Genomic DNA, 26,146 nt, shown 5'->3' with positions numbered 1-26,146 from the left:
AGTAGCGGCGTAGAGTGAAGCGGAGGGGCAAGAGAGCCTGCGCTCTCGGTGCGGGCCGGGCCCCGCGGCGCGTCGGAACGGGGGTCGTGCCCCATGCGCAGTGCACCGTCACCCGAGATCGTCGAGGACGGCCCAGCCGTCCTCGCCGACATCGCACTGAACGTCAACGGGCAGGACCGCCGTCTGACGATCGACACCAGGATGTCCCTCCTCGACGTACTGCGTGACTGCCTCGGTCTGACCGGAGCGAAGGCCGGCTGCGACCGGGGGCATTGCGGTTGCTGCACCGTGCTGGTCGACGGCCGACGCGTCTACGGCTGCCTGACGCTCGCCGCGGCGTGCGGCGACGCGCGCGTCGTGACGGTGGAGGGCCTGGGCGCAGCGGCGGCGGACCTCCATCCGCTGCAGGAGGCCTTCGTCGCGCGAGACGCGTTCCAGTGCGGCTTCTGCACTCCCGGGCAACTGTGCTCCGCCATCGGAATGCTCGACGAGGTCGCGCGCGGATGGCCCTGTACCGGATCGGCGACCGGAGGGCCGGGGCCCCCGGTCGTGCCGGCGCTGACCCAGGAGGAGATCCGCCGGCGCATGAGCGGGAACCTCTGCCGTTGCGGTGCGTACCAGAACATCGTGGCCGCGATCATGGACGTGGCGCCGTGACGCCCGACTCCGTCGGCGCCGGCCTTCCGCGGCGGGAGGGCCGGGAGAAGGTCACGGGCCGCGCCCGCTACACCGGGGACGTGACCCTGCCGCACCTCGCGTACGCGGCGGTGGTTCCGGCGGGGGTCGCTCACGGGCGGGTCACTGCCGTCCATCCCGAGGAGGCCCTCGCCCGCTCCGGAGTGCTGGCCGTGCTGCACGGCGGCAACTGCCCGCGCCTGAACCGGACCGGCAATGCCGACCTCGCCGTCTTCCAGTCGCCTTCCGTCGGCTACCGCGGCCAGTTCGTCGCCGCGGTCGTCGCCGAGACCCCGCAGATCGCCCACGAGGCGGCGCGGATGGTGGGCATCGACTACGCCGCGGACCCGCACAGGGTCGGCCTCGACATCGCGTGCGACGGATTCCGGCCGGCGCCGGACCACGGGGCCTTCTTCCCGACCGACTGCTCGCACGGCGACGTGGAGTCGGCCCTCGCGGACGCCCCGGTGCGGATCGAGGCCACGTACACCACTCCTCCGTACCACCATCACGCCCTCGAACCGCACGGGACGGTCGCGTACTGGCACGGCGGTGCGCTGACCGTGTACGACACCACGCAAGGGCCGTCGGGGACGCGCGACATCCTCGCGCACCTCTTCGGCATCGACCCCGACCGGGTGCGCGTCATCGCCCGGCACGTCGGGGGAGGGTTCGGTTCCAAGGCCGCGCCGAGAGCCCAGCTGGTCGTCGCCGCGATGGCGGCACTCGTCGTCGGGCGACCGGTCAAGACGGCCTTCACCCGGGAGCAGCTCAGTGCCGTCGCCGGATACCGGACGCCGACCATTCAGCGGATCCGGCTCGGGGCCGAGGACGACGGCCGGCTGTTGGCCGTGTCCCATGTGTCGTTCGAACAGGCCTCCCTGACGAGTGACCACTGCGAGTACCCGGCCGCCCCCACGCGCACCATGTACGCGGCGCCGAACCGCGAGACCAGGCACTGGAGGGTGCGGCTGCACGTTCCTTCGCCGACGTGGATGCGCGCACCCGGTGAGTGCCCGGGAATGTTCGCGCTGGAATCGGCCATGGACGAGCTCGCCTTCGCCTGCTCGCTCGACCCGGTCGAGCTGCGCCTGCGCAACGACACCGCGAACGATCCGCACAGCGGCCGGCCGTTCAGCACCCGGAACCTCGCCACCTGCCTGCGCCTCGGCGCGCAGCGGTTCGGCTGGGACGAACGCGACCGCCTCCGTGCGGCGTACGGCCGGGGGCGCCTGCGCATGGGCATGGGCGTCGCCGCCTCCACCATTCCGCAGTACCGGTTCCCCTCCCGGGCGGCCGTGCGCACCGACGGCCACGGCCACTACACCGTGCGCATCGCGGCCGCGGACATCGGCACGGGGGCGCGTACGGCACTGGCCCAGATCGCCGCCGATTCCCTGCGCGTCGACGTGGACCGGGTTACGGTGGAGATCGGCGACAGCGCGTACCCGTCGGCCAGTTGGGCCGGCCGGTCCAGCGGAACGACCTCGTGGGGGACGGCGGTGGTGCGCGCCTGCGAGGCGTTGCGGACCGCCATCCGCCGAAGCGGCGGCCGCCCGGTGCCGGACGGCGGCCTCGAAGCCACGGCCGACACCCTGGAGGAGCTCTCGGTGCCGCGCGCCCACTCCCAGCACGCGTTCGGCGCGCAGTTCGCCCGCGTGACCGTGGACACGTCGACCGGGGAGATCCGGGTTCCGCGCATGCTCGGCGTCTTCGCCGTCGGCCGAGTGATCAACCCCCTCACCGTGCGATCCCAGTTGGTCGGGGGCATGGTCATGGGCCTTTCCATGGCCCTGTGCGAGGAGGGGGTCATCGACCGGACGTACGGGCACTTCCAGAGCCGCGACCTGTCCGCCTACCACGTCGCGACGTTCGCCGACGCTCCCGAGATCGAGGCGCTCTGCATCGACGAGGAGGACTTCCACACGAGCCCCATGGGGGCCAAGGGCGTCGGCGAGATCGGCATCGTCGGAACGGCGGCGGCCATCGCCAACGCCGTCCATCACGCGACCGGTCTCCGCATCCGCGACCTGCCGCTCGGCGTGCGCCGCGTGAGGGAAGCGGTCGTTCCGGGAGACGGGACATGAAACCCTTCCGCTACGAGCGCCCCGACAGCGTGGGGGAGGCCGTGGCGCTGGTCGCGGGGGATCCGGGGGCCGTGTTCGTGGCCGGCGGCACGAACCTGTTCGACCACCTCAAGCTGGGAATCGTCCGTCCGCGGCTACTGGTGGACGTCACCGGACTGCCCCTGGACGGGGTCGAGGTGCTCCCCGAGGGCGGTATCCGCATCGGGGCCACCGTCCGCAACGCCGACCTCGCCGCCCACCCCGAGGTGCGCGAGCGCTATCCGCTCGTCTCGCAGGCGCTTCTGGCCGGTGCCTCACCCCAGTTGCGCAACATGGCCACCCTGGCCGGGAACCTGCTGCAGCGCACGCGGTGCCCCTATTTCCTGAACCAGGAGACCCGGTGCAACAAGAGGCGTCCCGGATCCGGCTGTTCGGCCGTGGAGGGGCAGGGCGAGCAGACGGCCCTGCTCGGCGCGTCGGCGAGCTGCGCGGCCGTGCACCCCTCCGACCTGGCGGTCGCCCTGTGCGCGGTGGACGCGATGGTCTGCGTACGGGGCGACGCGGGCTCCCGACGTGTTCCCGTCACTTCCCTGTACCGGTCACCCGGGCACCGGCCCGAGCTCGACACCGTCCTCGAACACGGTGAACTCATCACGGCGGTGGAGCTGCCCGCGCTGGCGATGGCGGCCCGCTCCCGCTACCGCAAGGTCGGGGACCGGGCCTCCTTCTCCTTCGCGCTGGTGTCGGTCGCGGCGGCGGTCGACCGCGAAGGCGGCGAGGTCCGGGACGCGCGCATCGCCTTCGGCGGCATCGCGACCACGCCGTGGCGGGCGCGGCGGGCGGAGGCCGTCCTGCGGGGCGCGCCGGCCACCGCGGACCGGTTCGCCGACGCCGCGGACCAGGAACTCGCCGCCGCCCGCACCGTCCCGGCCACCGCGTACAAGCTTCCGCTGGTTCGCGACCTCCTGGTGGCCACGCTCGGAGACCTCTGCGGGGAAGGCTGACCGGTTCAGCCGGTGCAGGTGACCGAGAAGGGGACAGGGTTGGAGGTGGTGCGGGTGGGGCTTCGGAGTTCCACGGCCATGCCGGTGGTCAGAGTGCCGGTCTTCGCGTAGGTGGTCAGGCGTACGGTGTCGCGCCCCGTCGGGTCGGGTTCGTTGCCGATGGACAGGGTGCGCCAGTGCGGGTCCACCACCGAGCCGTCCCCGGACACCCAGCGGTAGGAGATCAGCGTCGGCTCGGACGCGGTGAACGTCGCGGTGAACGCCGGGGCCCGGTTCGCGGGGACCGGGCAGCCGCCGGTGTAGACGGTGTTCGCGCCCGCCACCGAGATCCGTACTCCCGGACCGGGGGCGGCGCCCTGGTCGCCGGCGCCGCCGTCGCCGGTTCCGTTGCCGGTGAGGGCGTAGGCCAGCCCGCCGGCGGTCAGGACGCAGGCCGCCGCGCCGGCCGCGACGAAGGCCGCCGTACGACGCCTGCGGGGGAGGGCGGGGGCCGAGGCGGGGGCGGGCCCCGGACCCGCCAGGGTGCGGGCGGCGGCCGTGGTGGCTCCCGGGTCGCGGGCTATCTCCCGCAGGGCCCCGGCGACCTCGGCGGCCAAGGTCCGCTCGGCGGGCTCCTTGCGCAGCAGACCGGCGATGACCGGGGCGAGCGGACCGGCCCGGGTCGGGACCGGCGGTTCCTCGTCCACGACGGCCCGCAGGGTGGCGAGCGCGCCGTCCTGCCGGAACGGGGAGACCCCCTCCACGGCCGCGTACAGCATCACGCCGAGCGACCACAGGTCCGACTCGGGGGCCGAGGGGCGGCCCAGCGCCCGCTCCGGCGGCAGGTACTCGGGGGAGCCGACCACCTCGCCGGCCATGGTCAGGGCGGTGCTGCCCTCGACCGTCGCGATGCCGAAGTCGCCCAGCACCACCCGTCCGTCCGCGGCGAGCAGCACGTTCGCCGGCTTCACGTCCCGGTGCTCCACCCCGGCGGCGTGCGCGGCGCGCAGCGCGGCCAGCACTTCCGCGCCGACGTGCGCGGCGTACCGGGGCGTGAGCGGCCCCTCGGCACGCAGCAGGTCGGCCAGCGACTGCCCGCGGACCAGCTCCATCACGATCCAGGGCCGGTCGTCGTACGAGACCACGTCGTAGACCGTCACCACATTGCGGTCGGGTATCCGGGCCGCCGCCCACGCCTCCCGCTCCAGCCGGCCGTACATCCGCGCGACGTCCCCAGCCGACAGGCCGGCCGGGGCCCGTACCTCCTTGACGGCGACCTCGCGCTGCAGGATCTCGTCGCGGGCCCGCCACACGATGCCCATGCCCCCCTCACCGAGCCGGGACAGCAGCCGGTAGCGGCCCGCGACCAGCCGCACCCCGTCCGGCCAACCGGGCGCACCCGGCACCGCCGCGGCGGCGGCCGCGAGCGAGGTCTCCGTCACGGTCTCGGTCTCGCTGTCCTCGTTGTGCATGGGGGCGGTTCTCCCTCTCAAAGCCGGCCGACGTGAGCATCACGTACGGGCCGTGACCCCGGTTCAGCGGGTGAGAGGAAATTTTCGAAATTGGTTGAACCAAATATGTTCTCGATCGCGTGATGGCAGACGTACGAACAGTCAGCAGCAGCGTCGCTCACAAGGAGTTGCAGTGCCATCGGTCATCGTCGGGCGCACGGGTCCGTTCACCGGGCAGAGCGTGGTCCTGGGCAGCGAGCCCCTCAGCTTCGGTCGCAAGAGCGACAACGGCGTCGTGATCGTCAGCCCCAGTGCCTCCCGGCTGCACGCCGAGATCCTCGCGGAGGACGCCGGACACGTCCTGCACGACAGGGACAGCCGCAACGGCACCTTCGTCAACGACCAGCGCATCACCCGGTACGTCCTGCGCCCCAACGACTGCATCAGGATCGGTGACGAGACCTTCCTCTACGAGGCGCAGGACTCCATGGAGACGGTCATCGACCTCTCCCTCCTGGACGTCCCCCGGCCGAGCGCGGCCGACCCCGGCACTCTGCGGGTCACCATCACCGGCGGCGGCCCGGTGGGCCTCGCCTTCGCCCTGGCGCTCGACGAGATGCTGCCCGGCCGGACCGCCATCACCCTCTACGACGGCCGCTGGACCAGGAAGGGCCCCGAGATCGTCTGGAAGGACGAGACCCAGGGCAACTTCCGCCGCCAGCAGGTGGTGACCGTCCAGAGCCGCCAGTACCTCGCCCTGTCCGAGGAGGTGCTCTCCGCGCTGTTCGACGACGACGGCGCCTACTGCGAGATGTGGCCCGTCGGCCCGGACTCGGTCGACGGCCGCCCGCCGCGCAACATCCGCATCGCCCACATCGAGGACCGGCTGCTGGCCCTGGCGAACCGGCGACCGGCGATCCGCCTCGTCCCGAAGCGCTTCGACGTGGAGCAGCAGCAGAACCGGCTGAGCCAGGAACACGTCCTGGTGGTCGCCGAAGGCGGCCGCTCCCGCACCCGCGAGCACTACGCCGACCGCTTCGGCGCCGCCGACGCCTCCATCTACTCCCTCGACGGCGAGCACCTCCAGGACATCGTCCTGGGGCTGCGCGTCACATCGAAGCTGCCGGACCCGATGAGCGTGCTGCTCACCGTGTCGCAGAACCGGTTCCTGCTCAACTCGCTGCGTGGCGAGGGCTTCCTGAACATGAGGCTCACCCGGGAGGAGGCCAGGAACGTCATCGGCATCGACCCGGTCCGCCAGGTCTTCGAGGAGTGCATCGCCACCCGCCCCTGCCTGATGAGCCGGCAGGAGGAGGACAACGAGTTCCGCTGCCCCACCCACGGCACCCTCTTCCTGCCCGCACTGCTGCGCAGCTCCCCGCTGTGGAAGGAGATCAGGCAGGGCCTGAGCCTGTTCGGGGTGGCCGAGGAGGACCTGTCCGCCATCACCTCCTTCCGGCTGGACATGGTCCAGCGCCCGCGGTTCACCGCGCAGCTGCGGCGCCCGACCGCGAGCAGCCCCGGCACGTACGGCTTCCTGCTGGGCGACGCGGCCAACGCCATCCACTTCTGGCCCGGCCGCGGCCTCAACAGCGGTCTCGCCTCCGCCACTTCGCTGGCCCGCTCGCTCAGCCGCGCCTGGCGGGGCAAGCCGCTGCGCGACGCCGATTTCATCCGGCACGAGGCGGCGATGTCCATGCTCCAGTACCGGCACAAGAGCCGGGCCTGGAACGCCATGGTGACCACGGACGAGCAGGGCGTCACCCGCGCCATCAAGGACATCATCGCCCGCAGCGCGGAGGCGGGCGCGGGCGCGGGTGCCGGTACGGCCGCCGCGTCCGGTCCCGCGTCCGGCGCCGCGGGCGGGAGCGACCTGGACGCGCTGCTGGAGCGGATGGCTGGGATCCGCGACCGGTTGGGCTCCCGGCTGCCCGGCCTGCCCACGGACGAGGAACTCCGTTCCCACCTCGCCCCCATCTCCCCGCTGACCCTGCGCACCCTGCGGGAGAGCGGCGCCTGGGACACCCTGATCGTCGGCGGCGAGGAGGCCGACATCGACCTCTTCTACCAGTCGGACTCCCCGGTCTACGTCCCCCGCCCGGCCGACCCCCGAGCCCTCCCGCTCTCCTAGGCCGTGTGCGAAAGCACGGGCCGAGCGGTCATTTCCGGACACACCGGTGCCCCGGCGGGCCTTCCCGCCGGGGCACCGCCGGACCGGCCGGGCCCGTGCCCCGACGGGCGCAACCTGTACCGCCATTCCCTCGTCTTGCAGCGCGTCTTGTGATGTTTCCCCGCGCCGCGTTTTCGAGAGGTCCGTACCGTGCCCGTCGCCAGTACCCGTTTCAGCGTCCTGTCCGAGGAATTCGCAGCCGACCCCTACCGCCATTTCGCGCCCTTGCGGGAACAGGACCCGGTGCACTATGAGCCGGCGATCGACAGCTACTTCCTCTCGCGCCACGAGGACGTGAAGCGGGTGCTGACCGACCACGAGGCGTTCACCACCGAGATGCTCCAAGTGCGCGCCGAGCCGGTGATGCGGGGGCGGGTCCTCGCCCAGATGACCGGGGCCGAGCACACCGCCAAGCGCAAGATCGTCGTACGGGGCTTCACCGGCCCGGCGCTCCAGGAGCAGATCCGTGCCGTCCGCGCCAACGCCGCCGAACTCATCGCCCCCTTCCTCACCCGGGGCCGGATGGACCTCGTGGCCGACTTCGGCAGGCCCCTCGCCATCCAGGTGACGCTCGACGTCCTCGGCCTGGAGAGACGGGACTGGCGGCAGGTGGCCGCCTGGCACGGCGGGGTCGCCGAGTTCATCACGAGCCTGGCCCTCACCCCCGAGCGCCGCCGGCACTGTCTGGACTGCGCCGAGCAGCTGGAGGCGTACCTCCTCCCCGTCATCGGACAGCGGCGCCGTCAGCCGGGCGACGACCTGATATCGAAGCTCTGCACCTCCGAGTTCGACGGCATCGGCATGAGCGACCGCGATGTCACCGCACTGATCATCAACGTCCTGGTCGCCGCCTCGGAACCCGCGGACAAGACCCTCGCCCTGCTCTTCAAACACCTGATCGACCGTCCCGGGCAGTTGGCGCAGGTCCGCCGGGACCCGGAACTGCTGGACGCGGCGATCGCCGAGACCCTGCGCTTCACCCCGCCGGTCCAGCTCGTTCCCCGCCAGGCGAAGGAGGACGCGGTGTTCGCCGGTGCCACCGTCCCGGCCGGTGCCACGGTCTTCTGCATGATCGGCGCGGCCAACCGGGACCCCGCCGCCTTCACCGACCCGGACTCCTTCGACATCCACCGCCCGGACCTCGGCGCCGCCCGCTCCTTCACCGCGGCCGCACAGCACCTGTCCTTCGGCGCCGGACTCCACCAGTGCGTCGGCGCGGCCTTCGCGCGCGCCGAGATCGAAACCGTCGCCGCGATGCTCCTGCCCCTGCTCGACCAGGTCCGCCACAGCCCGGGCTCCCGCTACCGGGAGGCCGGCCTGTACACCCGGGGCCCCGTCGCCCTGCCGCTGGACTTCACCCCCGTCCAGGCCGGTGAACGGCACGTCGGACCCACCCTCTGACCTCTCCATTAGGATCTCCGTTCGACCCGGCGAAGCCGGGTCGCGCACAAGGAAGTTGGGAGCCGCCATGGTGTCCGTGGGGGAAAGACTGAGCAGGGCGCGCGTACAGGCCTTCGTCGGCCGGGACGAGGAACTCGGGCGTTTCGGGGAGGCTTTGGCCGGCGATCCGCAGGCACCCTTGGCGTTCTACGTGTGCGGACCGGGCGGCATCGGGAAGTCGACGCTGCTACGGCGCATGGCGGACCACGCCCGTGCGGCCGGCCGGCTGCTCGTCGAACTCGACGGCCGCTTCGTCAGCCGGGACCCGGCCGATTTCGAGCGCGCCGCCGGTCCGTTCCTGGACGTTCCGGGAACGGTCCTGTTCGTGGACTCCTTCGAGTACTGCCAGTGGCTGGAGAGCTGGCTGTGGCACCACTTCCTGCCGCGTGCCGCGGAAGACACCCTCGTCGTACTGGCCGGCCGGCGTGCCCCGCAGCCGCAGTGGACCGCCGACCCCGCCTGGTCCCCGCTCCTGCACGTCACCGAACTGGAGCCGTTCTCCGAGGAGCAGGCCCGCAGCGTACTGGCGTCGGCGCACATCCGGCCCGAACTGCGCGACCGCGTACTGCGCTTCGCCGGAGGCAACCCGCTGGCCCTCTCCCTCGCCGCCGCGGCGGGATCGGACGGCTGCGGCCGGGAGGAGATCTGGGCCCCGACGGCGGACGTCCTGCGCACCCTGCTGGCGGGGCTGATCGGCGAGGTGCCCACGGCGGCCCACCGCCGCGCCCTGGAGGTGGCCGCGCAGGCCCACTCCACGTCCGAGGAACTGCTGACCACCGTCCTGCCCGGAGAGGACGCCCATCTGCTCTTCTCCTGGCTGCGGGAGCTCCCCTTCATGGAGTCCACCCACCGGGGGCTCCACCCGCACGACGCCGCCCGCGAAACCCTGGCCGCCGATCTGCGCTGGCGGGCCCCCAACGCCTTCGAGACGATGCGCCGGCGCCTCGCGGACGAGTACCTGCGCATCCTGCGCGAAGCACCCGAGGAACGGGTGTGGACCGTCACCGACGAGCTCTTCTACCTCTTCCGGGAGGGCGTGACCCTGGCCCGGCTGCGGTCCTGGTCCCGCGAGGAGGAGGTGCACGACCGACCCCTGCACCCCGATGACCTCGACGACGTTCTGCGCATGACCGAGGAGACGGAAGGGGCCGCCTCCGCGGAGCTGGTCCGTTACTGGGCGCAGCGCCAGCCCCAGGCCTTCAGCGTCTACCGGCTCGTGAGCACCGGCCGGATCGTCGCGTTCACGGCCCGGCTCGTCCTTCCGGCCCCTGCCGACCCCGAGGACCTGGCCACCGACCCCGTCGTCGCCGCCGCGTGGCGGTACACCGATGCCGCCGAGCCGGTGAGCCCCGGCGAACACATCGGCGTCAGCCGCTTCACCGTCTACCCCGAGCGATACCAGGTCCCCTCCCGCGTCATCGACCTGAGCAGTTCCCGGGCCCAGGCGGAGGCGGCCCGGGCCCGCGGGCGGGCGTACGGGTTCGCCGTCTTCCGGGACGCCGACACCTGGGCGGAGCGCGTCAGGGGAACCCTCGCCGACACCGGTGCGCGCCCGCGCGTCGGCGCTTACACGTACGGGGTGTTCGGCGTCGACTGGCGTCAGGTGCCCGTGGAGGCATGGCTCATGCGCTTCATAGCGCCCACCGAAGAGCCGGTGCGGTCCGGGCCCTCGCCCGTGTCGCGGACGTCGTTCGACCAGGCCGTGCGCGAGGCACTGGCCCACTGGCGCGATGCGGGCGCCTTCGCGGCCTGCGCCCTGATGCGCACCCGCCTCGCCGCCGACTTCGGCGACCCGGTGGCGGAGCTGCGCGCCCTGTTGCGCCAGGCCGTCGACGACCTCGCCCGCGACCCGCGCGGAGCACGCGCCCGCGAGGCCCTGACGGCGGGCTACTTCTCCGGCGCGCCCACCCAGGAGGCCGCCGCCCGCCGCCTGGGCCTGCCGTACGGCACCTACCGCCGCCACCTGCGCCAAGGCCTGGACCTGCTCTGCGAATCCCTGTGGCAGCAGGAGCTGCACGACCCCCGGTAGCGGCCGTCGCGGGCTTGCGGCGGGACCGGGTGGACAGGCGCGGACAGGAGTGGACAGTTCCCGTCCGCGCCGGGCCTGGAGAGTGGACAGCGCTCGGGCCGAGTCTGTGCGTCATGAACGTCGCACGCACACAGACGGACCGGGCAGTACGTCGGCCCGCCGGCCCGGGAGCGGTCCTCGCGGCACTCGCCGCCGCCCAGTTCACCGTCATGCTCGCCACCTCGATCGTGAACGTTGCGCTCCCGCAGATCAGAGCCGGGACCGGGCTCACGGACGGCGGAACCACCTGGGTGGTCAACGCCTACGGCCTCGCCTTCGGGGCGCTGCTCCTGGCAGGCGGCCGGATCGCCGACCTCCTCGGCCGCCGCCGGGTGCTGATCGCCGGACTGGGCCTGTTCGCGCTGGCTTCGCTGGCGGCGGGGGCGGCCACCTCGGCCGGCGTGCTGATCGTGGCCCGTACGGTGCAGGGACTCGGCGCCGCCGCCATCGCCCCGGCCGCCCTCGCCCTGGCCATGGACCGGTTCCGGTCGGGCCCCGAGCGCGGCAGGGCCCTGGGCGTGTGGGGGGCGGTCTCCGGCGGGGGAGCGGCGGGAGGCGTCCTGCTGGGAGGCGCGCTCACCCAGGTCTGGGGCTGGCCCTGGATCTTCCACTCGGTCGCGCTCGGGACGGCCCTGGTCATGGCCGCGGTGGCCGTGTACGTGCCGCGGGATGCCGGACGCGAGCCGGGTCGGTTCGATCTCCCGGGCACCGTCACCGTGACCCTCGCGCTGACCGGCCTGGTGTGGGGTCTGACCACCGCGCGCGCGGCGGGCTGGACCGACGCCCGGGTGCTGGGCGCCCTCGGCGCCGCCGCCGCGCTGCTCTTGGCCTTCGTCGTGATCGAGTTGCGCCGGCCCGACGCCCTGGTGCCGGCACGCCTGTTCGCCACCGGCCGGGTGGCCGCGGGCAACGTGCTGATGGCCCTGCTGGGCTCCGTGTGGATCGCCCTGTTCTTCTTCCTGCCGCTCTACCAGCAACAGGTCCTCGGATCCGGCCCCTTGGCCACCGGCGCGGGTCAGCTTCCCCTCGCATTCACCCATATGCTGGGATCGTCCCTCGCGCCCCGTATCGCCCGGCGCCTCGGAGCCACCGCCACCGTGACCGCGGCCCTGCTGACCGAGGCCGCCGGACTGCTGTGGCTGTCGAGGATGAGCGCCGACGGAAGCTACGTCACGGACGTACTCGGCCCGAGCATCCTGATAGGCCTGGGCCTGAGCATCGCCTTCGTCCAGCTCACCGCACTCGCCGTGGACGGGGTCCCGAGGCAGGACGCGGGTCTCGCCGGCGGACTGGTGAACACCACCCGGCAGGTCGGCGGAGCGATCGGTCTCGCCGCCCTGGCCACCCTGGCCGGCTCCGTCACCGCCCACGCGTCCGCCGGTACGCCCCCACTGGAGGCCCTCACGGCCGGCTACCGCACCGCGTTCGCCGTCTCGGCCGCGGTGCTGGCCGCCACCGCCCTGCTCGCACTGATCCTCGCCCGCCGCGCGAGGGCGCGTACCCAGTCCACCCCCACCCCGCAGTCCACCCCCACCCCGCAGACCACCCCCTCCCCTCTCAAGTCCCCTGCCGATCACCTCGCCTGATCACGCATCACCACAACGAAAGAGATTCGAGCCATGACCACTGCCAAGCCGTACCTGAGCGGTCACTACACCCCCGTCGCCGACGAGATCACCGCCACCGCCCTGACCGTCGAGGGCTCCCTGCCCCCCGAGCTGACCGGCCGCCTGCTGCGCAACGGACACAACCCCAAGCCCGGAGTCACCCCCACCCACTGGTTCAAGGGCAGCGGCATGGTCCACGGCATCCGCCTGCGTGAAGGCCGGGCCGAGTGGTACCGCAACCGCTGGGTGCACACCCCCGCCTTCGACGGCGCTCCCTACATGACCGAGCACGGCCCCGACTTCACCGCCAGCACCGCGGGCACGCACGTCATCGAACACGCCGGACGCCTCCTCGCGCTGTGCGAGTCGAACCTTCCCTTCGAGCTCACCAGGGATCTGGAGACGATCGGCGCCCACGACTTCGACGGCAAGCTGCGCAGCGCGATGACCGCGCACCCCAAGGAGGACCCGGTGACCGGGGAGCTCCACTTCTTCGGCTCCTCACCGTTCCCGCCGTTCCTGACCTACTACGTCGCCGACGCCAAGGGCGCGATCGTCCACAGCGCCGAGGTTCCGGGGGCGACCGCCTCGCTCAAGCACGACTTCACCATCACCCGCCGGCACGTGGTGTTCGTCGAGGGGAACGTCACCTTCGACCCCACCGAAGGCTCCGGCATCCCCTACGCCTGGAGCGACCGGCAGCCCGCCCGCATCGGGATCATGCCCCGGGGCGAGGACGGCGCCCGGCACATCCGCTGGTTCTCCGTCGAACCGGGCAACATGCTCCACGTCTCCAACGCCTATGAGGACGGCCAGGGCCGCATCGTCCTGGAGGGCCCCACCGTGGACCGCGAGGGCTTCCGGCTCTCCTGGAACTGGTGGATCGGCGCGCCCGACCGCGGCAGCGAGCCCGGCTCCCGTTCGTACACCCGCCGCTGGGTGATCGACATGACCGACGGCACGGTCGGCGAGCAGATCATCGACGACCTGCCGGTGGAGTTCCCCACCCTCAACGAGGACTACCTGGGCGCCGAGAACCGCTACCAGTACGCCATCTGCTTCCCCGACGAGAAGGGTTTCGGCGGCTACGGCGTCGTCAAGTACGACCGGACCACCGGCGCCCGCCGCATCCACCAGGTGGGCGACGCCCGGATGCCCAGCGAGGCCGTCTTCGTCCCTGCGGCCAATGCCACGAGCGAGGACGACGGCTATCTGCTGACCGTGGTCTCCGACCTGAAGCAGGACTCCTCCCAGCTGCTGGTCCTCGACGCCTCCGGCCTCGACCGGGTCGCCACCGTCCACCTGCCCCGCCGGGTGACGGCCGGAGTCCACGGCTCCTGGGTGCCCGACAGCGCCCTGGACGGCATCACGGACTGACCCGGAGCACGGAGCCGCCGGACGCCGGAGCCGCGGGGTACCTCCCGCGGCTCCGGCGGCGTACGGGAGAGCGCCGCGGCCGCGGCGCCGGCCGAGGCGGGGATCCCGGATCAGCCCTCGACGCGGCCGGCCAGGACCAGACTGCCGTCCGGGGCGCGCCGGGCGAGTTCGCCGGTGCGGAAGTAGCCGTCGGCGGTGAAGGCGCGGGCGTTGTGGCCGGGGGCCCGGTAGTAGCCGCGCGGGGTGGAGGGGCCGCGGGCGAGGAGTTCACCGGGCTCCCCGTCGGGCACGTCCTCTCCGTCGGCGCCGACGATGCGGATCTCGTCGTCGGGCGAGAGCGGGCGGCCCTGCGTGGTGAGCACGCTCTCGTCCGGGTCGGCGGGCCGGGTGAGCGTGAGCGGGCCCTCGGCCATGCCGAAGAACTGCTGCGGGCGGCAGCCCCATTCGCTGCCCATGCGTGCGGCGGTCGCCCGCGGCAAGGGCGCGCCGCCGACCTGCACGAGACGCAGACTGCTCACGTCGGCCCCCGCCGCGGGGAGCGCGTCGAGCCACAGCCGGGCGGTGTCGGGCGTCACCGACGTGAGGGTGACCCCCTCCCGTGCGATGGCCGCGAGGCACCCGGCGGGTTCCGGGTCCTCGACCAGGACGACGGTGCCGCCGACGGAGAGGGTGCCGACGATGCCGGGGCAGCCGAAGGCGAGGTACAGCGGGGCGGGCGGCGCGGCCAGGTACACGTCGTTCCCGGTGAGCGACACCAGTTCGGCGCAGGCCCGTGCCTGGTAGGCGTAGTCGTCGTGCGTGCGCGGAACGAGCAGGGGCGCACCGGTGGCGGCTGCGGACAGCAGGAACAGCGCGACCTGGTCGGCGCGGTGTGCGAGCGTCGGCCCGGGCGGGGAGTCGAGGGAACCCAGCGGGAAGTAGTGGCAGCCGGCCGGGTCCGTCGAGAAGCCGCCGTACGGGGAGGACTCGCCCGGCGCCTCGAAGGTGAACACCCGCCGCAGGAACGGACCCTGGGCGGCGATGTCCGCGGCCATCGCCGTGTGGTCGAAGCCCCGGTACGTCGAGGGGCCGACGTAACCGACTGCCTCGGCGACCCGCACGACGTGCGACACCTCGGCCGCGCCGTGGGAGACGGGACAGAGCACCGGGAGCGCGCCGGTGCGCATCAGCGCGAACACGGTGGTCACGAACTCGGGGACGTTCGGCAGCTGGACGACGACCCGCTGCCCGGGCCGCAGGCCCCGCAGCCGGAACCCGGCGGCCATCCGCTCCACGCGCCGGTTCAGGTTCGCGTAGGTGACGCGGGTGCCGCCGTGTACGAGCGCGGTTCGCGGTCCGTACTCCAGGGCCCAGCCGCGCAGCAGGTTGTCCAGCGTGTTGCCCCGCCAGTGCCCCGCCGCCCAGTAGCGGTCGACGAACTCCTCGGGCCAGGGCGTGCATCCGGCGAGCATCGGTGCCATTCGCTTCCTTCAGTACCGGTTTCCGGAACCGGAAGCCCAGCGGATCGTGACCTGGCAAGCCAATCCCCCACCACCCCCACGGGCAATGCGCTTTCCCCACCATCGCCGCAGGACCACCTCGGCGGAAAGTCCAAGGAAGGTCCCCCCAGGACACGGGACGGTGGACCCCGGACCGGCGGCGGCAGCCGGTCGGGGGGTTCACTGGTGCAGGTGCCTCGTCCAGTCCAGGGGAATTTGGTCGGCCGGGCCGGGGGCCGACTGGTCCGCCGGATGCGCGGACGGCGGGGTGAGTTGCGGGCCGGACTCGTACAGGTCGTCGGTGTCGTAGTTCCAGAACCACTCCTCGCCGGGCTCGAAGCTCTGTACGAGCGGATGGCCCGCGGACTTCCAGTGGGCGGTGGCGTGCTGCGCGGGCGAGGAGTCGCAGCAGCCGATGTGGCCGCACTGGGCGCAACGGCGCAGGTGGAACCACCAGCCGCCCACCGCGTCGCAGTCGGCGCAGCCGGTTCCGGCGGGCGGGACGCTCGGGTCGATTCCCTTGATGTCTTCGGTCATGCCGGCTCCTCGGAACTCTCGGATTCGGGGTCGGTCAGCGGCAGCAGCACCTGGAACCGGGTGTCGCCCGGTGCGGACTCGACCTGGAGGCTGCCGTGGTGCTTGTTGACGACGATCCGCCAGGAGATGTCCAGGCCGAGCCCCGTCCCCTCGCCGACCGGCTTGGTGGTGAAGAAGGGGTCGAAGATACGGCTGCGGATGTCCGCCGGGATGCCGGGCCCGGTGTCGCGGAACTCCACGAGCAGCCGATCGCCCTCGCGTGCCGTGCGGACGGTCAGCGTGCCCTCGCCGCCGGTGGCGGCGATGGCGAAGACGGCGTTGTCGATGATGTTCGTCCACACCTGGTTGAGCTCCGCCGGGTAGGCGGGCACCTCCGGCAGGGAGCGGTCGTAGTCCTTGACCACGCGCACGCCCCGGCCCATCTTTCCGGACAGCATCAGCAGGGTGCTGTCGAGGAGTTCGTGGACGTCGACCACCCGGTGCGGTGCGCGGTCGAGCTGCGAATACTGCTTCGCCGCGTCCACGAGGTGGGAGATGCGGGTGGTGGAGTCGTTGATCTCGTCCATCAACAGCTCGGTCTCGACGGTGTAGTTGAGCCAGCCGATGGCCCCCGCCAGGATGTCCTCGGCCACGGTCGCCGCGACCTGCTCCAGCCAGTCCGTGTCCAGCCCGGCCTGTACGAAGGTCGGCGCGATCCGCCACCCCTCCTGGATGCCGTGGTCGTCGAGCCAGTCGGCGAGCTCGTCCTCCCGGTCGGCGGCCTCCAGCGGGCTCAGCACCGGCGCCTTGGCGACCCGTTCGGCGGTGCGCTCCTGGATCTCGATGAGCTCGGCGAGCGCCTCGCGCGAGTAGGGACCCTGGGCGATGATCGCGAGCTTGTGCCGCATCTTGCCCACCCGTTCCCGCAGCGTCGCGGTGGCCCGTACGGCCGCCGCCGCGGGGTTGTTGAGCTCGTGGGTGAGACCGGCGGACAGCGAGCCCAGGGCCAGCAGCCGTTCACGCTGGCCGATCGCCCGCTGGGTGTTCCTGGAACCGAAGAACAGCCCTTCCAGCAGGTGCGAGGCCATCGGGAACCAGTCGCGCATGACGGCCGCGAAGGACTCGGCGGGCAGGACGAAGAACCGCGTCGGCTCCGTCACCCGCATGGAGTTGACGTACGTCTGGGGCACCTGGTCGCCCAGGTACGCCTGCATGGCGCCCGCGTACACGCCCCGCTGCGAGGTCCGGCTCACCTCGACGTCGTCGCCGCCGACCCGGCGGGACAGGACGACGGTGCCCTCGACCATCACGTAGAAGCAGGTGGCCGGATCTCCCTCGGTGTACACCGGGCCGGCCTCGAACCGCTCCACCCGCCCCTCCGAGCAGAGCCGGCCCAGCTGCTCCGGCGAGAGCTTCTCGAACAGGAACAGCGAGGCGATCTCCTGCGGGCTGCAGGGCATGGCCCGCCCGCTCATGACTGCTCCAGGTACCGGTGTACGAGCATCACGGCCATGGCTCCCTCTCCGACGGCGGAAGCGACGCGCTTCGCGGACTGGGCGCGTGCGTCGCCCGCCACGAACACGCCGGGAATGTTGGTCTCCAAGTGGTAGGGCGGCCGGTCCAGTGCCCACTCCGCCGGCGGCCGTCCGTCCGCGGTGAGGTCCGGTCCGGCCAGGATGAACCCGTGCTCGTCGCGCAGCACCGTACCGTCCAGCCAGTCGGTCAGCGGTGCCGCGCCGATGAACACGAACATCCACTGGCAGCCCACGAGTTCGGTGGCGCCGCTGTCCGCGTCCCGCAGCGTCAGCTGCTCCAGGTGCCCGTCGCCGTGCGCCTCCTCCACGACGGTCCGGGTCCGCACCGTGATGTTCGGGGTCTCCTCGATCTGCTGGATCAGGTAGTACGACATCGACGCCCTCAGGGACTCGCCGCGCACCAGCAGCGTCACCGACTTCGCGCCGCGCGCCAGGTACATCGCCGCCTGCCCGGCGGAGTTGGCGCCGCCCACGATGTACACGTCCTGCCCCTGGCAGGCGGCGGCCTCGGTGAGCGAGGAGCCGTAGTACACCCCGCAGCCGGTCAGCGAGTCACAGCCCGGGGCGAGGAGCTGGCGGTACGAGACACCCGTGGCCAGGATGACGCTGTGCGCGGCCACCGCCGAGCCGTCGGAGAAGCGGACGACGCGCGCCGCGCCGTTCACCTCCAGCCCCGTGACCTCGCGCGCCGTCAGGATCTCGGCTCCGAAACGGCCGGCCTGGCGCCGCGCGCGGTCGGTGAGCTGCGCGCCCGAGACGCCGTCGGGGAAGCCGAGGTAGTTCTCGATGCGGGAGCTCTGGCCGGCCTGCCCGCCGGTCGCCGACCGCTCTACCAGTACGGTGCGCAGCCCCTCGGAGGCCCCGTACACGGCCGAGCCGAGCCCGGCCGGGCCGCCGCCGATGACCACGAGGTCGTAGAAATCGGCGGTCGGGGTCGTCGCGAGCCCCACGTGGGCGGCCAGCTCGGCCGGCTCCGGCTCCGTCAGCGCGGTGCCGTCCGGCGTGACCACCAGCGGCAGCCGCTGCCCCTCCGCCCCGGCGGCCTCCAGCAGCCGCTGCCCTTCCGGCTCGTCGGAGGAGTACCAGCGGTACGGCACCTGGTTGCGGGCCAGGAACTCCCGCACGAGCGAGGAGCGCGCCGACCAGCGGTGCCCCACCACCTTGGTGGCGGGTACGGGCCGGTAGTCGCTGGAGCGCCACGCCGACAGCAGGTCGTCCACGACCGGATAGAGCTTCTCCTCCGGCGGATCCCACGGCTTGAGCAGGTAGTGGTCGAGGTCGACGACGTTGATCGCGTCGATCGCCGCGTTGGTGTCCGCGTACGCCGTCAGCAGGACGCGCCGGGCGCCCGGGTAGATGCCGAGGGCCTGCTCCAGGAACTCGATCCCGTTCATCTGCGGCATCCGGTAGTCCGCGAGGATCACCGCCACCAGGTCGCCCCTCAGCTTCAGCTCCCGCAGCGCATCCAGCGCGGATTCGCCGGACTCCGCGCGCACGATCCGGTAGTCGGCGCCGTAGTGGCGCCGCAGGTCACGGGCGATCGCACGGGAGACTCCCGGGTCGTCGTCCACCGTCAGGATGACGGTCCGCGCCGTTTCGGCGGCCTGTGCCATGACGTCTCCACCCCGAGTGTTCTGGGCGGGCCGCATGGCGAGCTGCCCGCGCCGGTTTCCCGCCCATCGTATGTTCGATGGCCCGGGAACGCTTCGGGAAGCTCCGGAACACCGTCATTCGGGCGCGACCACTGATATCCCCACCCCGGCGGGCGGGCGGGCGTGCTCCGGCGCCGCGCGGCGGAGCGGCGGCGGTTGCCCCGAAGGGCCCACGGCAGGCTCGCGCCGGGCTCAGCGGACCGCCACCACCACATGGCTGCTGCCGAACTGCCAGACCGTGCCGACGTGCTCGAAGCCCGATTCGCGCAACAGTGCGAGGTGGTCGGTGAGGGTCAGCTTGTTGCCCTCGCAGTGCGGGTGGGTGCGGCGGTCGCGGGCGGCGAGGAGGGGGGTGAGCTCGGGGTCGGCCCGTACGCCCGACCACCACGACTCCCAGTCCTCGTGCCCGAGGGCCTGCTGGCGCTCGGCGCGCCGCCGGCCGATGTCCACGGCGAGCTCGTGGACCTTGGGGGAGTCGGGGTCGAGGTGGTCGCCGTTGACGAGGACCCCGCCGGGGCGGATCCGCTCGGCCAGCTCCCGGTACGTGCGCCGCAGCGTGGCCTCGCCCAGGTAGTGCAGGGCGGTCGTCGAGACGGCGGCGTCCACCGGGCGCTCCAGCAGGAGGGCGTCGAGCCAGCCCGGCTCCCCGATGCGGGCCTCGGCGAAGCGCAGGGCCGTTCCGTGGTGGGCCCGACCCAGCTCCAGCAGCAGGGGGTCGGCGTCCACGCCCACGACCTCGGCGGCGGGCATCCGCGCGGCGAGGCGCGCGGCCAGCGACCCCGGCCCGCAGCCCAGGTCGAGCAGGAGCGGAGCGCTCTGGCCGCCGCCCGCCGTGACGCGCTCCACCACGTCCGAGATGACCGTGAACCGCTCCTCGCGGTCGATCGCGTAGCGCTGCTGCTGCCGCTCCCAGCGCTCCACCCACCGGCTGGCCGCCGGCACGGTGCCCACGCCGCCCATGCCGTTCGCACTGCCCACGTTCATGTCGCTGTCCGCTCGTGCTCCGCCGTTCTCACGGCTCCGAACCCCACATGAAAATCATTGCAGATTGCTGAGGGTGTCGACCAACCTCTCGATCTCCTCCGACGTGTTGTGGACGTGCAGGCTGACCCGGACCGAGCCGTCCGCCTCCTGCGCCCCCGCCTGGCAGTGGCCGTCGGAGCGCACCATGAACCCGTGGCCGTAGAGGATGAAGCCGAGGTCGCGCGAGGGGATCTCGCGGTGCCGGAACGTCACGAGGCTGCGCCGCCGCTGCACCTCGGAGCCGGCCGCCAGGCTGGAGCGGCAGCCGAGCACCTCGTACGCGTCCAGCCGGCTGAGCCCGTCGGTCAGCCGGGCCGCCAGCGCCACCGTCCACGCCTCGATCCGGTCCGTACCGGCCGCATCGAGCCAGTCCAGGGCGGCCGCCAGGCTCACGATGCCCACCGTGTTCGGCGTGCCGGCCCACCCGCCCGGGCGAAAGCGCGGCCCCCGCCGCCCGCGGGCCCACACGGCGCCCGTACCCGGCAGCGCCATGGCCTTGTGCCCGGAGAACACCACGAAGTCCACATCGAGCCCGGCCACGGAGAACGGCAGGTGCCCGACGCTCTGCGCGGCATCGAGGCAGATCGGCACGTCCGGCCCGACCACCCGGCGTATCCGGTGCACGTTCATGTCGACGCCGTACACGTGGTGCACATGGGTGGCCGCCACGAAGCGGGTACGGGGGCCCACCGCGGCGGCGAGAGCCGCCGGATCGTAGTCGCCGGACCCGGCCTGGTACGGCAGTTCGCGGACCCGGATCTTGGTGCCCTGCCGCTCCAGCAGCTGCCTCAATTCCAGCCACGGCGCCAGATTCGCCTCGTGATCGGCGAAGGGGACGACGATCTCGTCACCGTCCGTGAGCAGGCCCGCCAGCCAGTCCCGGGCGACGGTCCGCAGCCCCTCGGAGGTCCCGCCGGTGAAGTGCACGGACGAGCGGTCCGGCGCCGGGTCGCCCAGGAACTCCTTCACCCGGTCACGGGCCCGCTCCAGCGCCGCCGTCGTCGCGTTGGCCCAGGGGTACGAGCCGCGGCCCGCGTTGGCGTTGGACGTGGCGAGGTAGTGCTGCACGGCGTCCAGCACCGCCCGAGGCTTCTGGGCGGTGGCCGCGCTGTCCAGGTACGCCAGCTCCGGATGGGCCACGATGATCGGGAACTGGGCGCGCAGCCTGCGCTGCCACGGGCCCAACTCCGCCAGGACGTCAGCCGTCTCGGCCATGTCAGTCGCGCACCAGCGGCGCGCCCGCGTCCCGCCACGCGATGATGCCGCCCGCGAGGCTGCGTACGTCGGGATGCCCCATCCGGGTCAGCAGCGCGGCGTAACGCGCCGACTGCTCGCCGACCGGGCAGGCCAGCAGCACGGGTTGTCGTTTTCCGAACGGCAGCCCGCCCCGGACGAGTTCGTCGAAGAGCTCGTCCACGATGTTGACCGATCCGTCGATGTGCAGCGCGGCGTACGCGAACGAGCTGCGGAGGTCGATCACCAGCGGCCGCTCCGCCGCGATCCACTTCTGCGCGTCCGCCACCTCGATGACCTGCGCCGCCCGGACCTCGGCGCCGGTCAGCGCGGACACGGAGTTGCGGGCCGGCGGGCGGCCCAGCAGTTCGGGGCGGCGTTGTTTGACGTAGCCGAGATAGCTCTCGACCCGGTCGCAGACGATGAAGACCGCGGTCTTGCGCTCCCGCAACTGCGCGTCGACGGAGCGCAGATGGCGCACCGTCCCGTGGTAGGCAGCGCCGCCGGTGGGGCCGGCGAGGATGCCGCAGCGCCGGACCAGGGTGAGCATGCCGTCGATCGCGTCGTCGGCGCCGACCGACTCGATCGTGTCGTACGTCGCCGGGTCGAAGAGGCCGACCTCGTGGACCTCGTCGACATTGCGGATGCCGGGGATGAAGTCCGACTTCTCGCCCACCAGCCCGATCACCCGTACGGCCGGATCGTGCGCGCGCAGGGCCCGGGCCACGCCCGTGGAAGAACCGGCCGTGCCGACGCAGGCGAGGAACCAGTCCGGGGCCCGTCCGTCCAGGTCCGCGACGATCTCCGGGCCCGTACCCGCCTCGTGCGCCTCGGTGTTGAGCGCGTTGAAGTACTGGTCGGTGTGCAGGTGGGCGCTGCCGGACCCGTTCAGCCGCTGGTGGAAGAGGGTCAGCGGATCCTCGGTGTCCGTCGGGTCCAGGCATTCGCTGCGCCCCGGCAGCTCTTCGATCTCGGCGCCCAGCAGCAGGAGCAGGTCCTTGACCTCCGGGATGCGCATCCGGTTGGTGACGCTCTTGAACGACAGCCCGTGCATGCCGGCGATCACGGCCAGCGCCTTCGCCGTGTTGCCGCTCGACAGCTCCACGATCGTCTCGCCGCGCTCCCGCGCGCCGGGCAGTTCCGACCGGGCCATGTTCCAGGCGGCCCGGTCCTTGACCGAGCCGAAGGGGTTGAGCATCTCCAGCTTCGCGTAGAGATCGATCTGGCGCAGGCCGTGCACGGCCGGATCGATGCGCACCAGCGGGGTGTTGCCGATGACCTCGGTGATGCTGTCGTACCTCATGCCCGTCCCCCCGAATCGGTGATCGGCCCGTACTCGTCGACCGGCCAGTACTCCTCGTCCAGACACCAGCGCCAGCAGCCGCTCGCCGACTGGCGTACCGCCACTTTCCTCGCCACCGGCTGCTGTTGGGCCTGCGTGGCACTGAAGTCCATGCAGTACCCGGCGGTGTTGGCGAAGCCGAGCAGATCGCCCGGGCGCGGCAGCCGCGGCAGGAACACCGTTCTGCGGGTGACCAGATCGGCCTCCAGGCAGAGGTTGCCCATGAGGTGCACGCCGGCCGGCTCCGGGGGGCCGGCGCAGTGGTGGTCGCGGGAGACGAGCACGGGGTCCATCAGGATCCCGTGGTCCTCCAGCGCCACGTCGTGCGCGTTCAAGGCGAGGCGTACGAGCGCGGGGCCGGTGTCCGTGCGGCGCACCTCCAGCACCCGGGCCAGGGACAGCCCGCACTGGTCGGCCAGGGCCCGGCCCGGCTCCGTGTACAGGTCGTACAGGCTCTCCAGCAGCAGGGTCCCCAGGGCCCGGCCCAGGGTGGGGGCGGGTCGTGAGAGGAGCGCGTCGAGGTAGTCGGCTCCGGCGACCGGGCGGTGGGCGGGGTAGAGGCTCAGGGCGCCGCGCAGCGTACCGCCCTCGGCGTGCAGACCGTACCCGTGCCCGCCCCAGGTCAGCGGCGGGCGCCGGCCCATCACCGCGGCGGCGAGCTCGCTCGTGTAGCGGTCCCACTGGGCGGCGTGCGCGAGGTAGCTGACGCCGAAGCCGCCGCCGATGTCCACCACGCGCGGCTGGAATCCCCGTAGGCGCAGGTCGTCCATGGCGCGCAGGCAGCCTTCGAGGGCGATGGCCTTCTCGTCCGGGCTGGTGGTGTCGAGGTGGTACGCGACACCGATCGGATCGACGAAGTCGCGGTGGTGTTCAAGCAGGTCCAGCAGCGGTTCGAGGGCCTTCACGGAGGTCCCGAACCGGCTCCTGCGGGAGAGCGTCCGAGGTCCCGAGGTCTCGAACTCGCCAAGTCGGAGCAGGACTTTGGGGCGGGGCAGGTCGTGGCGGCGCACGAGGCCCGCCAGGGACTCCAACTCGCGGGGACCGTCGGCGTTCACGGTCACCCCCGACCGCGCGGCGAGCCAGAGGAAGGCCGGGTCCTTGGGGCCTGTCGCCATGACGCGGTCCGCCGTGAAGCCGGCGCCGAGGGCGTGCTGGAGCTCGCCGACGGACGCCACGTCCACGGCGGCGTCCGCCGTGGTGAGCCGCCGGACGAGGGACCGGGAACGGTTGGCCTTGTGGGCGAAGAAGACCTGTCCGCCGAGCCGGTGGCGGCGGTAGACGGCTCGGAAGGCCTCGGCGTTCTCCGCCATCTGGTCGGGCACGAGGACGTTGAGCGGCGAGCCGAGGGCGTCCACGAGCGTGTGCAGGAACGCGGCCGAGCCGAGCAGCGAGGCGAGCCGCGGCGCCAACCGCGGCTCCAGGTACAGGGGGCCGGTGTCCATACCAGCTGCTCCTCCCGCGCGCCGATCGTACGACGATATCTTTCGCGGTCCTGTTCATGCCCTGCTGGCACGGTTTGGACGCCTGGCGGGAGGAGATGGCCGAAACGCGATGGCGCTGCGCGCGTGCTGTTCAGAGGGCCAGGTACATGAGGATCTCGTCGCGGTCGTCGCCGGGCGCGACCCGCAGGCCGCCGGGCCAGCGCCCGATCTCGTGCCAGCCCAGACGGCCGTAGAAGTCTTCGAGCCCCAGCCCGGCCCGGACGCCGATGTGCAGCTGCTCCAGCCCCATCTCCTGCCGGGCGAGTTCGCGGACCCGGCCCATCAGTGCCGTGCCGATGCCGCGGCCGCGGAAGTCGGGATGGGTCATGACGTGGTTGACGGCCCCGCAGTGTGCGACGAGCGGATGGGGATCACGGCGCAGAATCAGCCACCCCGCGAGACTGCCTCCGACGGTGGCGATCAGCAGCCGGGCCCGCCGCGGGTCGAGCGCGCCGACGAGCCGGCCCAGGGCCGGGTCGGCCTGGCCGGTGTCCACCGGAGGCATGGGGAGCCCCCGGGGGACGACGGCGCCCCCGGCATTGATCACTCGTACCCAGCAGTCGACGAGCTGTTCCCTCAGTTCGGCGGAGAGTTCCCGGGGGCGGGTGATCTGCGTGAAATCGGGGGGCTGTTGCGCGGTCATGGACCGCAGCTTGTCAGACGCGGCACCGGCCGGTGGCGGCACCGGCCGGACGGGGCGGACCGGCCGGCCGGGGGCGGTCCGCCCCGCCGGGGTGCGGGCCGTGACCGGAGGCGGTCAGTCCGCCGTCGGCGCGGCCGTACGCTCGAAGTGGCGCGCGGTGGGCACCAGCGCCGCCGCCGCCGGTACGAGGAAGCACGCGCCGGCGCAGGCCCCGAGGACGGCCGTGACCCCGAACGCCTCGATGGCGGGTGCGATCAGCGCGAGCCCGACGGGTGCCAGGCCGTACGACACCAGGAAGTCCAGCGAGGAGACGCGGGCCAGCTTGTCCGGGGCGACCTCGCGCTGGGTGGCCGTGAACCACGGCACGTTGAACAACTCGATGCCGATCCCGGCGACGGCGTACGCGGCGACGACCACCACCGGGTGGACCGGCAGCATCAGACTCAGCGGGGCGAGGCCGTACGCCGCCAGCCCGGCGAAGGCCGCCCGGCCCGGGGAGCGCGGCCGCCACCGGGAGATGACCAGGGCCCCGCCGAGCGCGCCCACGGTGAACGCGGTCACGGCGGCGGCCAGCACCCACTCGGTGCCGTAGCGGTCCCGGCTGATCAGCGGCAGCGCGACGCTGGTCGCGGAGTAGCCGAGGGCGACGACGGCGACGAGCGCGGCGAGTCCGGCGAGGAACCAGGGGTGTCGGCGCGCCTCGCGTACGCCCTCCAGGAACTCCGTACGGAAGCCGGCGCGCGGGGCGGGCTCCGCGGCGGGGGCGGGGTCGGGGGCGCCGGCTGTGGCTCGTGCGGCTGCCGTGGCTGCCACGGTGCCCGCGCCGGGCACCACCGCGGCCACCAGCCACAGCAGGCCGATGCCGAGCAGCAGTGCCCCGACGTCGAGGAAGGCGGCGAGCAGGGCGGTGAGGGCGGGCCCGGCGAGCGTGGAGCCGCGGACCGACATGGTCATGGCCGCGTTGGCCTGCTGTCGGCGTCCGGGTTCGACGCTATCGGCGGTGAGGGCCTGGAACGCCGGGCGGCAGGCGCCCTGTCCGGCCCCGGCCAGGACGGCGGCGGCCGTCATCAGCGCGAGTGAGCGGCCGAGGCCCGCGGCGAGCAGCGGCGAGGCGACCGCCGCCGCGAGGGCGGACCAGAGCACGACGGCGCGGCGGGAGTGCCGGTCCGCCAGTACGCCGCCCACGGCGACGGCGGCGAGGAAACCGACGGTGCGGGCGGCGAGGACCAGGCCCAGGCCGGCGGCGCCGAGATCGCGGTGGAGCACCGCGAGCCCGAGGACGAAGGGCAGGGCCCAGGTCGCGAGTCCGGAGGCGGTGGTGCCCGCCCAGAGCCTCAGGAAGACGGGGTCGCGCAGGATCGAACGCGGGGGCGGGGTGGCGGACTTGGCCGTGGTCGTGGCCGTGG

Annotated in this window: 19 protein-coding genes; 8 read left to right on the top strand and 11 right to left on the bottom strand. The window is 72.8% G+C overall.

Annotated features, from left to right (window positions below):
* Positions 1–93 precede the first annotated feature (93 nt).
* The 3 genes from AB0M92_RS19700 to AB0M92_RS19690 are packed head-to-tail and all read left to right on the top strand — an operon-like array spanning position 94 to position 3,745.
* Complete coding sequence (locus AB0M92_RS19700; RefSeq protein ID WP_366103501.1) at positions 94–657, top strand: 2Fe-2S iron-sulfur cluster-binding protein; 564 nt, start codon at positions 94–96, stop codon at positions 655–657.
* Positions 654–2,762, top strand: coding sequence for a xanthine dehydrogenase family protein molybdopterin-binding subunit (locus AB0M92_RS19695; RefSeq protein WP_366103500.1), 2,109 nt, complete (start codon positions 654–656; stop codon positions 2,760–2,762). The genes AB0M92_RS19700 and AB0M92_RS19695 overlap by 4 nt, the downstream gene beginning before the upstream one ends.
* The gene (locus AB0M92_RS19690) at positions 2,759–3,745 is read left to right on the top strand and encodes a xanthine dehydrogenase family protein subunit M (protein WP_366103499.1); all 987 of its coding nucleotides are present in this window, start codon (positions 2,759–2,761) and stop codon (positions 3,743–3,745) included. The genes AB0M92_RS19695 and AB0M92_RS19690 overlap by 4 nt, the downstream gene beginning before the upstream one ends.
* Before the next feature lie 5 nt (positions 3,746–3,750).
* Here the strand turns inward: AB0M92_RS19690 and AB0M92_RS19685 are convergent, their stop codons facing one another.
* The gene (locus AB0M92_RS19685) at positions 3,751–5,196 is read right to left on the bottom strand and encodes a serine/threonine-protein kinase (protein WP_366103498.1); all 1,446 of its coding nucleotides are present in this window, start codon (positions 5,194–5,196) and stop codon (positions 3,751–3,753) included.
* Positions 5,197–5,368: 172 nt separating this feature from the next.
* On the opposite strand from AB0M92_RS19685, the gene AB0M92_RS19680 reads away from it, so the two are divergent.
* The 5 genes from AB0M92_RS19680 (at position 5,369) to AB0M92_RS19660 (ending at position 13,837) form a co-directional block, all read left to right on the top strand.
* A complete protein-coding gene (locus tag AB0M92_RS19680; RefSeq protein WP_366103497.1) occupies positions 5,369–7,306 on the top strand; it encodes an FHA domain-containing protein in 1,938 nt (645 codons plus the stop codon).
* Positions 7,307–7,495: 189 nt separating this feature from the next.
* Positions 7,496–8,746 (top strand): cytochrome P450, cyclodipeptide synthase-associated, encoded by a 1,251-nt coding sequence (locus AB0M92_RS19675; RefSeq protein WP_366103496.1) that lies wholly within the window; start codon positions 7,496–7,498, stop codon positions 8,744–8,746.
* 76 nt (positions 8,747–8,822) lie between these two features.
* A complete protein-coding gene (locus AB0M92_RS19670; RefSeq protein WP_366103495.1) occupies positions 8,823–10,814 on the top strand; it encodes an ATP-binding protein in 1,992 nt (663 codons plus the stop codon).
* Between the two features lie 113 nt (positions 10,815–10,927).
* Entirely contained in the window at positions 10,928–12,439 is a 1,512-nt protein-coding gene (locus tag AB0M92_RS19665) for an MFS transporter (protein ID WP_366103494.1), read from the top strand.
* Positions 12,440–12,472: 33 nt separating this feature from the next.
* On the top strand, positions 12,473–13,837 hold the full coding sequence (locus AB0M92_RS19660; RefSeq protein ID WP_366103493.1) for a carotenoid oxygenase family protein: 1,365 nt from the start codon (positions 12,473–12,475) through the stop codon (positions 13,835–13,837).
* Positions 13,838–13,947: 110 nt separating this feature from the next.
* Here AB0M92_RS19660 and AB0M92_RS19655 read toward each other — a convergent pair whose 3' ends face one another.
* From AB0M92_RS19655 to AB0M92_RS19610, 10 genes are all read right to left on the bottom strand, one after another.
* Complete coding sequence (locus AB0M92_RS19655) at positions 13,948–15,297, bottom strand: AMP-binding protein (RefSeq protein WP_366103492.1); 1,350 nt, start codon at positions 15,295–15,297, stop codon at positions 13,948–13,950.
* Positions 15,298–15,495: 198 nt separating this feature from the next.
* Positions 15,496–15,852, bottom strand: a complete 357-nt coding sequence (locus AB0M92_RS19650; protein ID WP_366103491.1) for a UBP-type zinc finger domain-containing protein — start codon at positions 15,850–15,852, stop codon at positions 15,496–15,498.
* Entirely contained in the window at positions 15,849–17,306 is a 1,458-nt protein-coding gene (locus AB0M92_RS19645) for an ATP-binding protein (protein ID WP_366103490.1), read from the bottom strand. The genes AB0M92_RS19650 and AB0M92_RS19645 overlap by 4 nt, the downstream gene beginning before the upstream one ends.
* Positions 17,303–18,979, bottom strand: a complete 1,677-nt coding sequence (locus AB0M92_RS19640) for an FAD-dependent oxidoreductase (protein ID WP_366103489.1) — start codon at positions 18,977–18,979, stop codon at positions 17,303–17,305. The genes AB0M92_RS19645 and AB0M92_RS19640 overlap by 4 nt, the downstream gene beginning before the upstream one ends.
* 231 nt (positions 18,980–19,210) lie before the next feature.
* Complete coding sequence (locus AB0M92_RS19635; protein ID WP_366103488.1) at positions 19,211–20,002, bottom strand: class I SAM-dependent methyltransferase; 792 nt, start codon at positions 20,000–20,002, stop codon at positions 19,211–19,213.
* Positions 20,003–20,056: 54 nt separating this feature from the next.
* Positions 20,057–21,256 carry an aminotransferase class V-fold PLP-dependent enzyme gene (locus AB0M92_RS19630; protein WP_366103487.1) on the bottom strand — a complete coding sequence of 400 codons (1,200 nt, stop codon included), beginning with the start codon at positions 21,254–21,256 and terminating at the stop codon, positions 20,057–20,059.
* Position 21,257: 1 nt separating this feature from the next.
* The gene (locus tag AB0M92_RS19625) at positions 21,258–22,577 is read right to left on the bottom strand and encodes a pyridoxal-phosphate dependent enzyme (protein ID WP_366103486.1); all 1,320 of its coding nucleotides are present in this window, start codon (positions 22,575–22,577) and stop codon (positions 21,258–21,260) included.
* Positions 22,574–24,058: a Y4yA family PLP-dependent enzyme gene (locus AB0M92_RS19620; protein ID WP_366103485.1), complete on the bottom strand. Its 1,485-nt coding sequence runs from the start codon at positions 24,056–24,058 to the stop codon at positions 22,574–22,576. The genes AB0M92_RS19625 and AB0M92_RS19620 overlap by 4 nt, the downstream gene beginning before the upstream one ends.
* Positions 24,059–24,188: 130 nt before the next feature.
* Positions 24,189–24,740 (bottom strand): GNAT family N-acetyltransferase, encoded by a 552-nt coding sequence (locus AB0M92_RS19615; RefSeq protein WP_366103484.1) that lies wholly within the window; start codon positions 24,738–24,740, stop codon positions 24,189–24,191.
* A 114-nt stretch (positions 24,741–24,854) separates the two neighbouring features.
* A complete protein-coding gene (locus tag AB0M92_RS19610; RefSeq protein WP_366103630.1) occupies positions 24,855–26,078 on the bottom strand; it encodes an MFS transporter in 1,224 nt (407 codons plus the stop codon).
* Positions 26,079–26,146 lie beyond the last annotated feature (68 nt).

The sequence above is a fragment of the Streptomyces sp. NPDC051582 genome, assembly GCF_040681715.1.
Taxonomy (GTDB): domain Bacteria; phylum Actinomycetota; class Actinomycetes; order Streptomycetales; family Streptomycetaceae; genus Streptomyces.
Note: the sequence above shows the minus strand (reverse complement) of the source record. Positions and strands in the feature narration are given on the sequence as shown.

What these genes read in the sequence shown, in the direction of transcription:
- AB0M92_RS19645 (WP_366103490.1), bottom strand. Translation starts at nt 17,306, where the DNA reads ATGAGCGGGCGGGCCATGCCCTGCAGCCCGCAGGAGATCGCCTCGCTG.
- AB0M92_RS19620 (WP_366103485.1), bottom strand. Translation starts at nt 24,058, where the DNA reads ATGGACACCGGCCCCCTGTACCTGGAGCCGCGGTTGGCGCCGCGGCTC.
- AB0M92_RS19700 (WP_366103501.1), top strand. Translation starts at nt 94, where the DNA reads ATGCGCAGTGCACCGTCACCCGAGATCGTCGAGGACGGCCCAGCCGTC.
- AB0M92_RS19650 (WP_366103491.1), bottom strand. Translation starts at nt 15,852, where the DNA reads ATGACCGAAGACATCAAGGGAATCGACCCGAGCGTCCCGCCCGCCGGA.
- AB0M92_RS19690 (WP_366103499.1), top strand. Translation starts at nt 2,759, where the DNA reads ATGAAACCCTTCCGCTACGAGCGCCCCGACAGCGTGGGGGAGGCCGTG.
- AB0M92_RS19655 (WP_366103492.1), bottom strand. Translation starts at nt 15,297, where the DNA reads ATGGCACCGATGCTCGCCGGATGCACGCCCTGGCCCGAGGAGTTCGTC.
- AB0M92_RS19635 (WP_366103488.1), bottom strand. Translation starts at nt 20,002, where the DNA reads ATGAACGTGGGCAGTGCGAACGGCATGGGCGGCGTGGGCACCGTGCCG.
- AB0M92_RS19665 (WP_366103494.1), top strand. Translation starts at nt 10,928, where the DNA reads ATGAACGTCGCACGCACACAGACGGACCGGGCAGTACGTCGGCCCGCC.
- AB0M92_RS19615 (WP_366103484.1), bottom strand. Translation starts at nt 24,740, where the DNA reads ATGACCGCGCAACAGCCCCCCGATTTCACGCAGATCACCCGCCCCCGG.
- AB0M92_RS19625 (WP_366103486.1), bottom strand. Translation starts at nt 22,577, where the DNA reads ATGAGGTACGACAGCATCACCGAGGTCATCGGCAACACCCCGCTGGTG.
- AB0M92_RS19640 (WP_366103489.1), bottom strand. Translation starts at nt 18,979, where the DNA reads ATGGCACAGGCCGCCGAAACGGCGCGGACCGTCATCCTGACGGTGGAC.
- AB0M92_RS19630 (WP_366103487.1), bottom strand. Translation starts at nt 21,256, where the DNA reads ATGGCCGAGACGGCTGACGTCCTGGCGGAGTTGGGCCCGTGGCAGCGC.
- AB0M92_RS19660 (WP_366103493.1), top strand. Translation starts at nt 12,473, where the DNA reads ATGACCACTGCCAAGCCGTACCTGAGCGGTCACTACACCCCCGTCGCC.
- AB0M92_RS19685 (WP_366103498.1), bottom strand. Translation starts at nt 5,196, where the DNA reads ATGCACAACGAGGACAGCGAGACCGAGACCGTGACGGAGACCTCGCTC.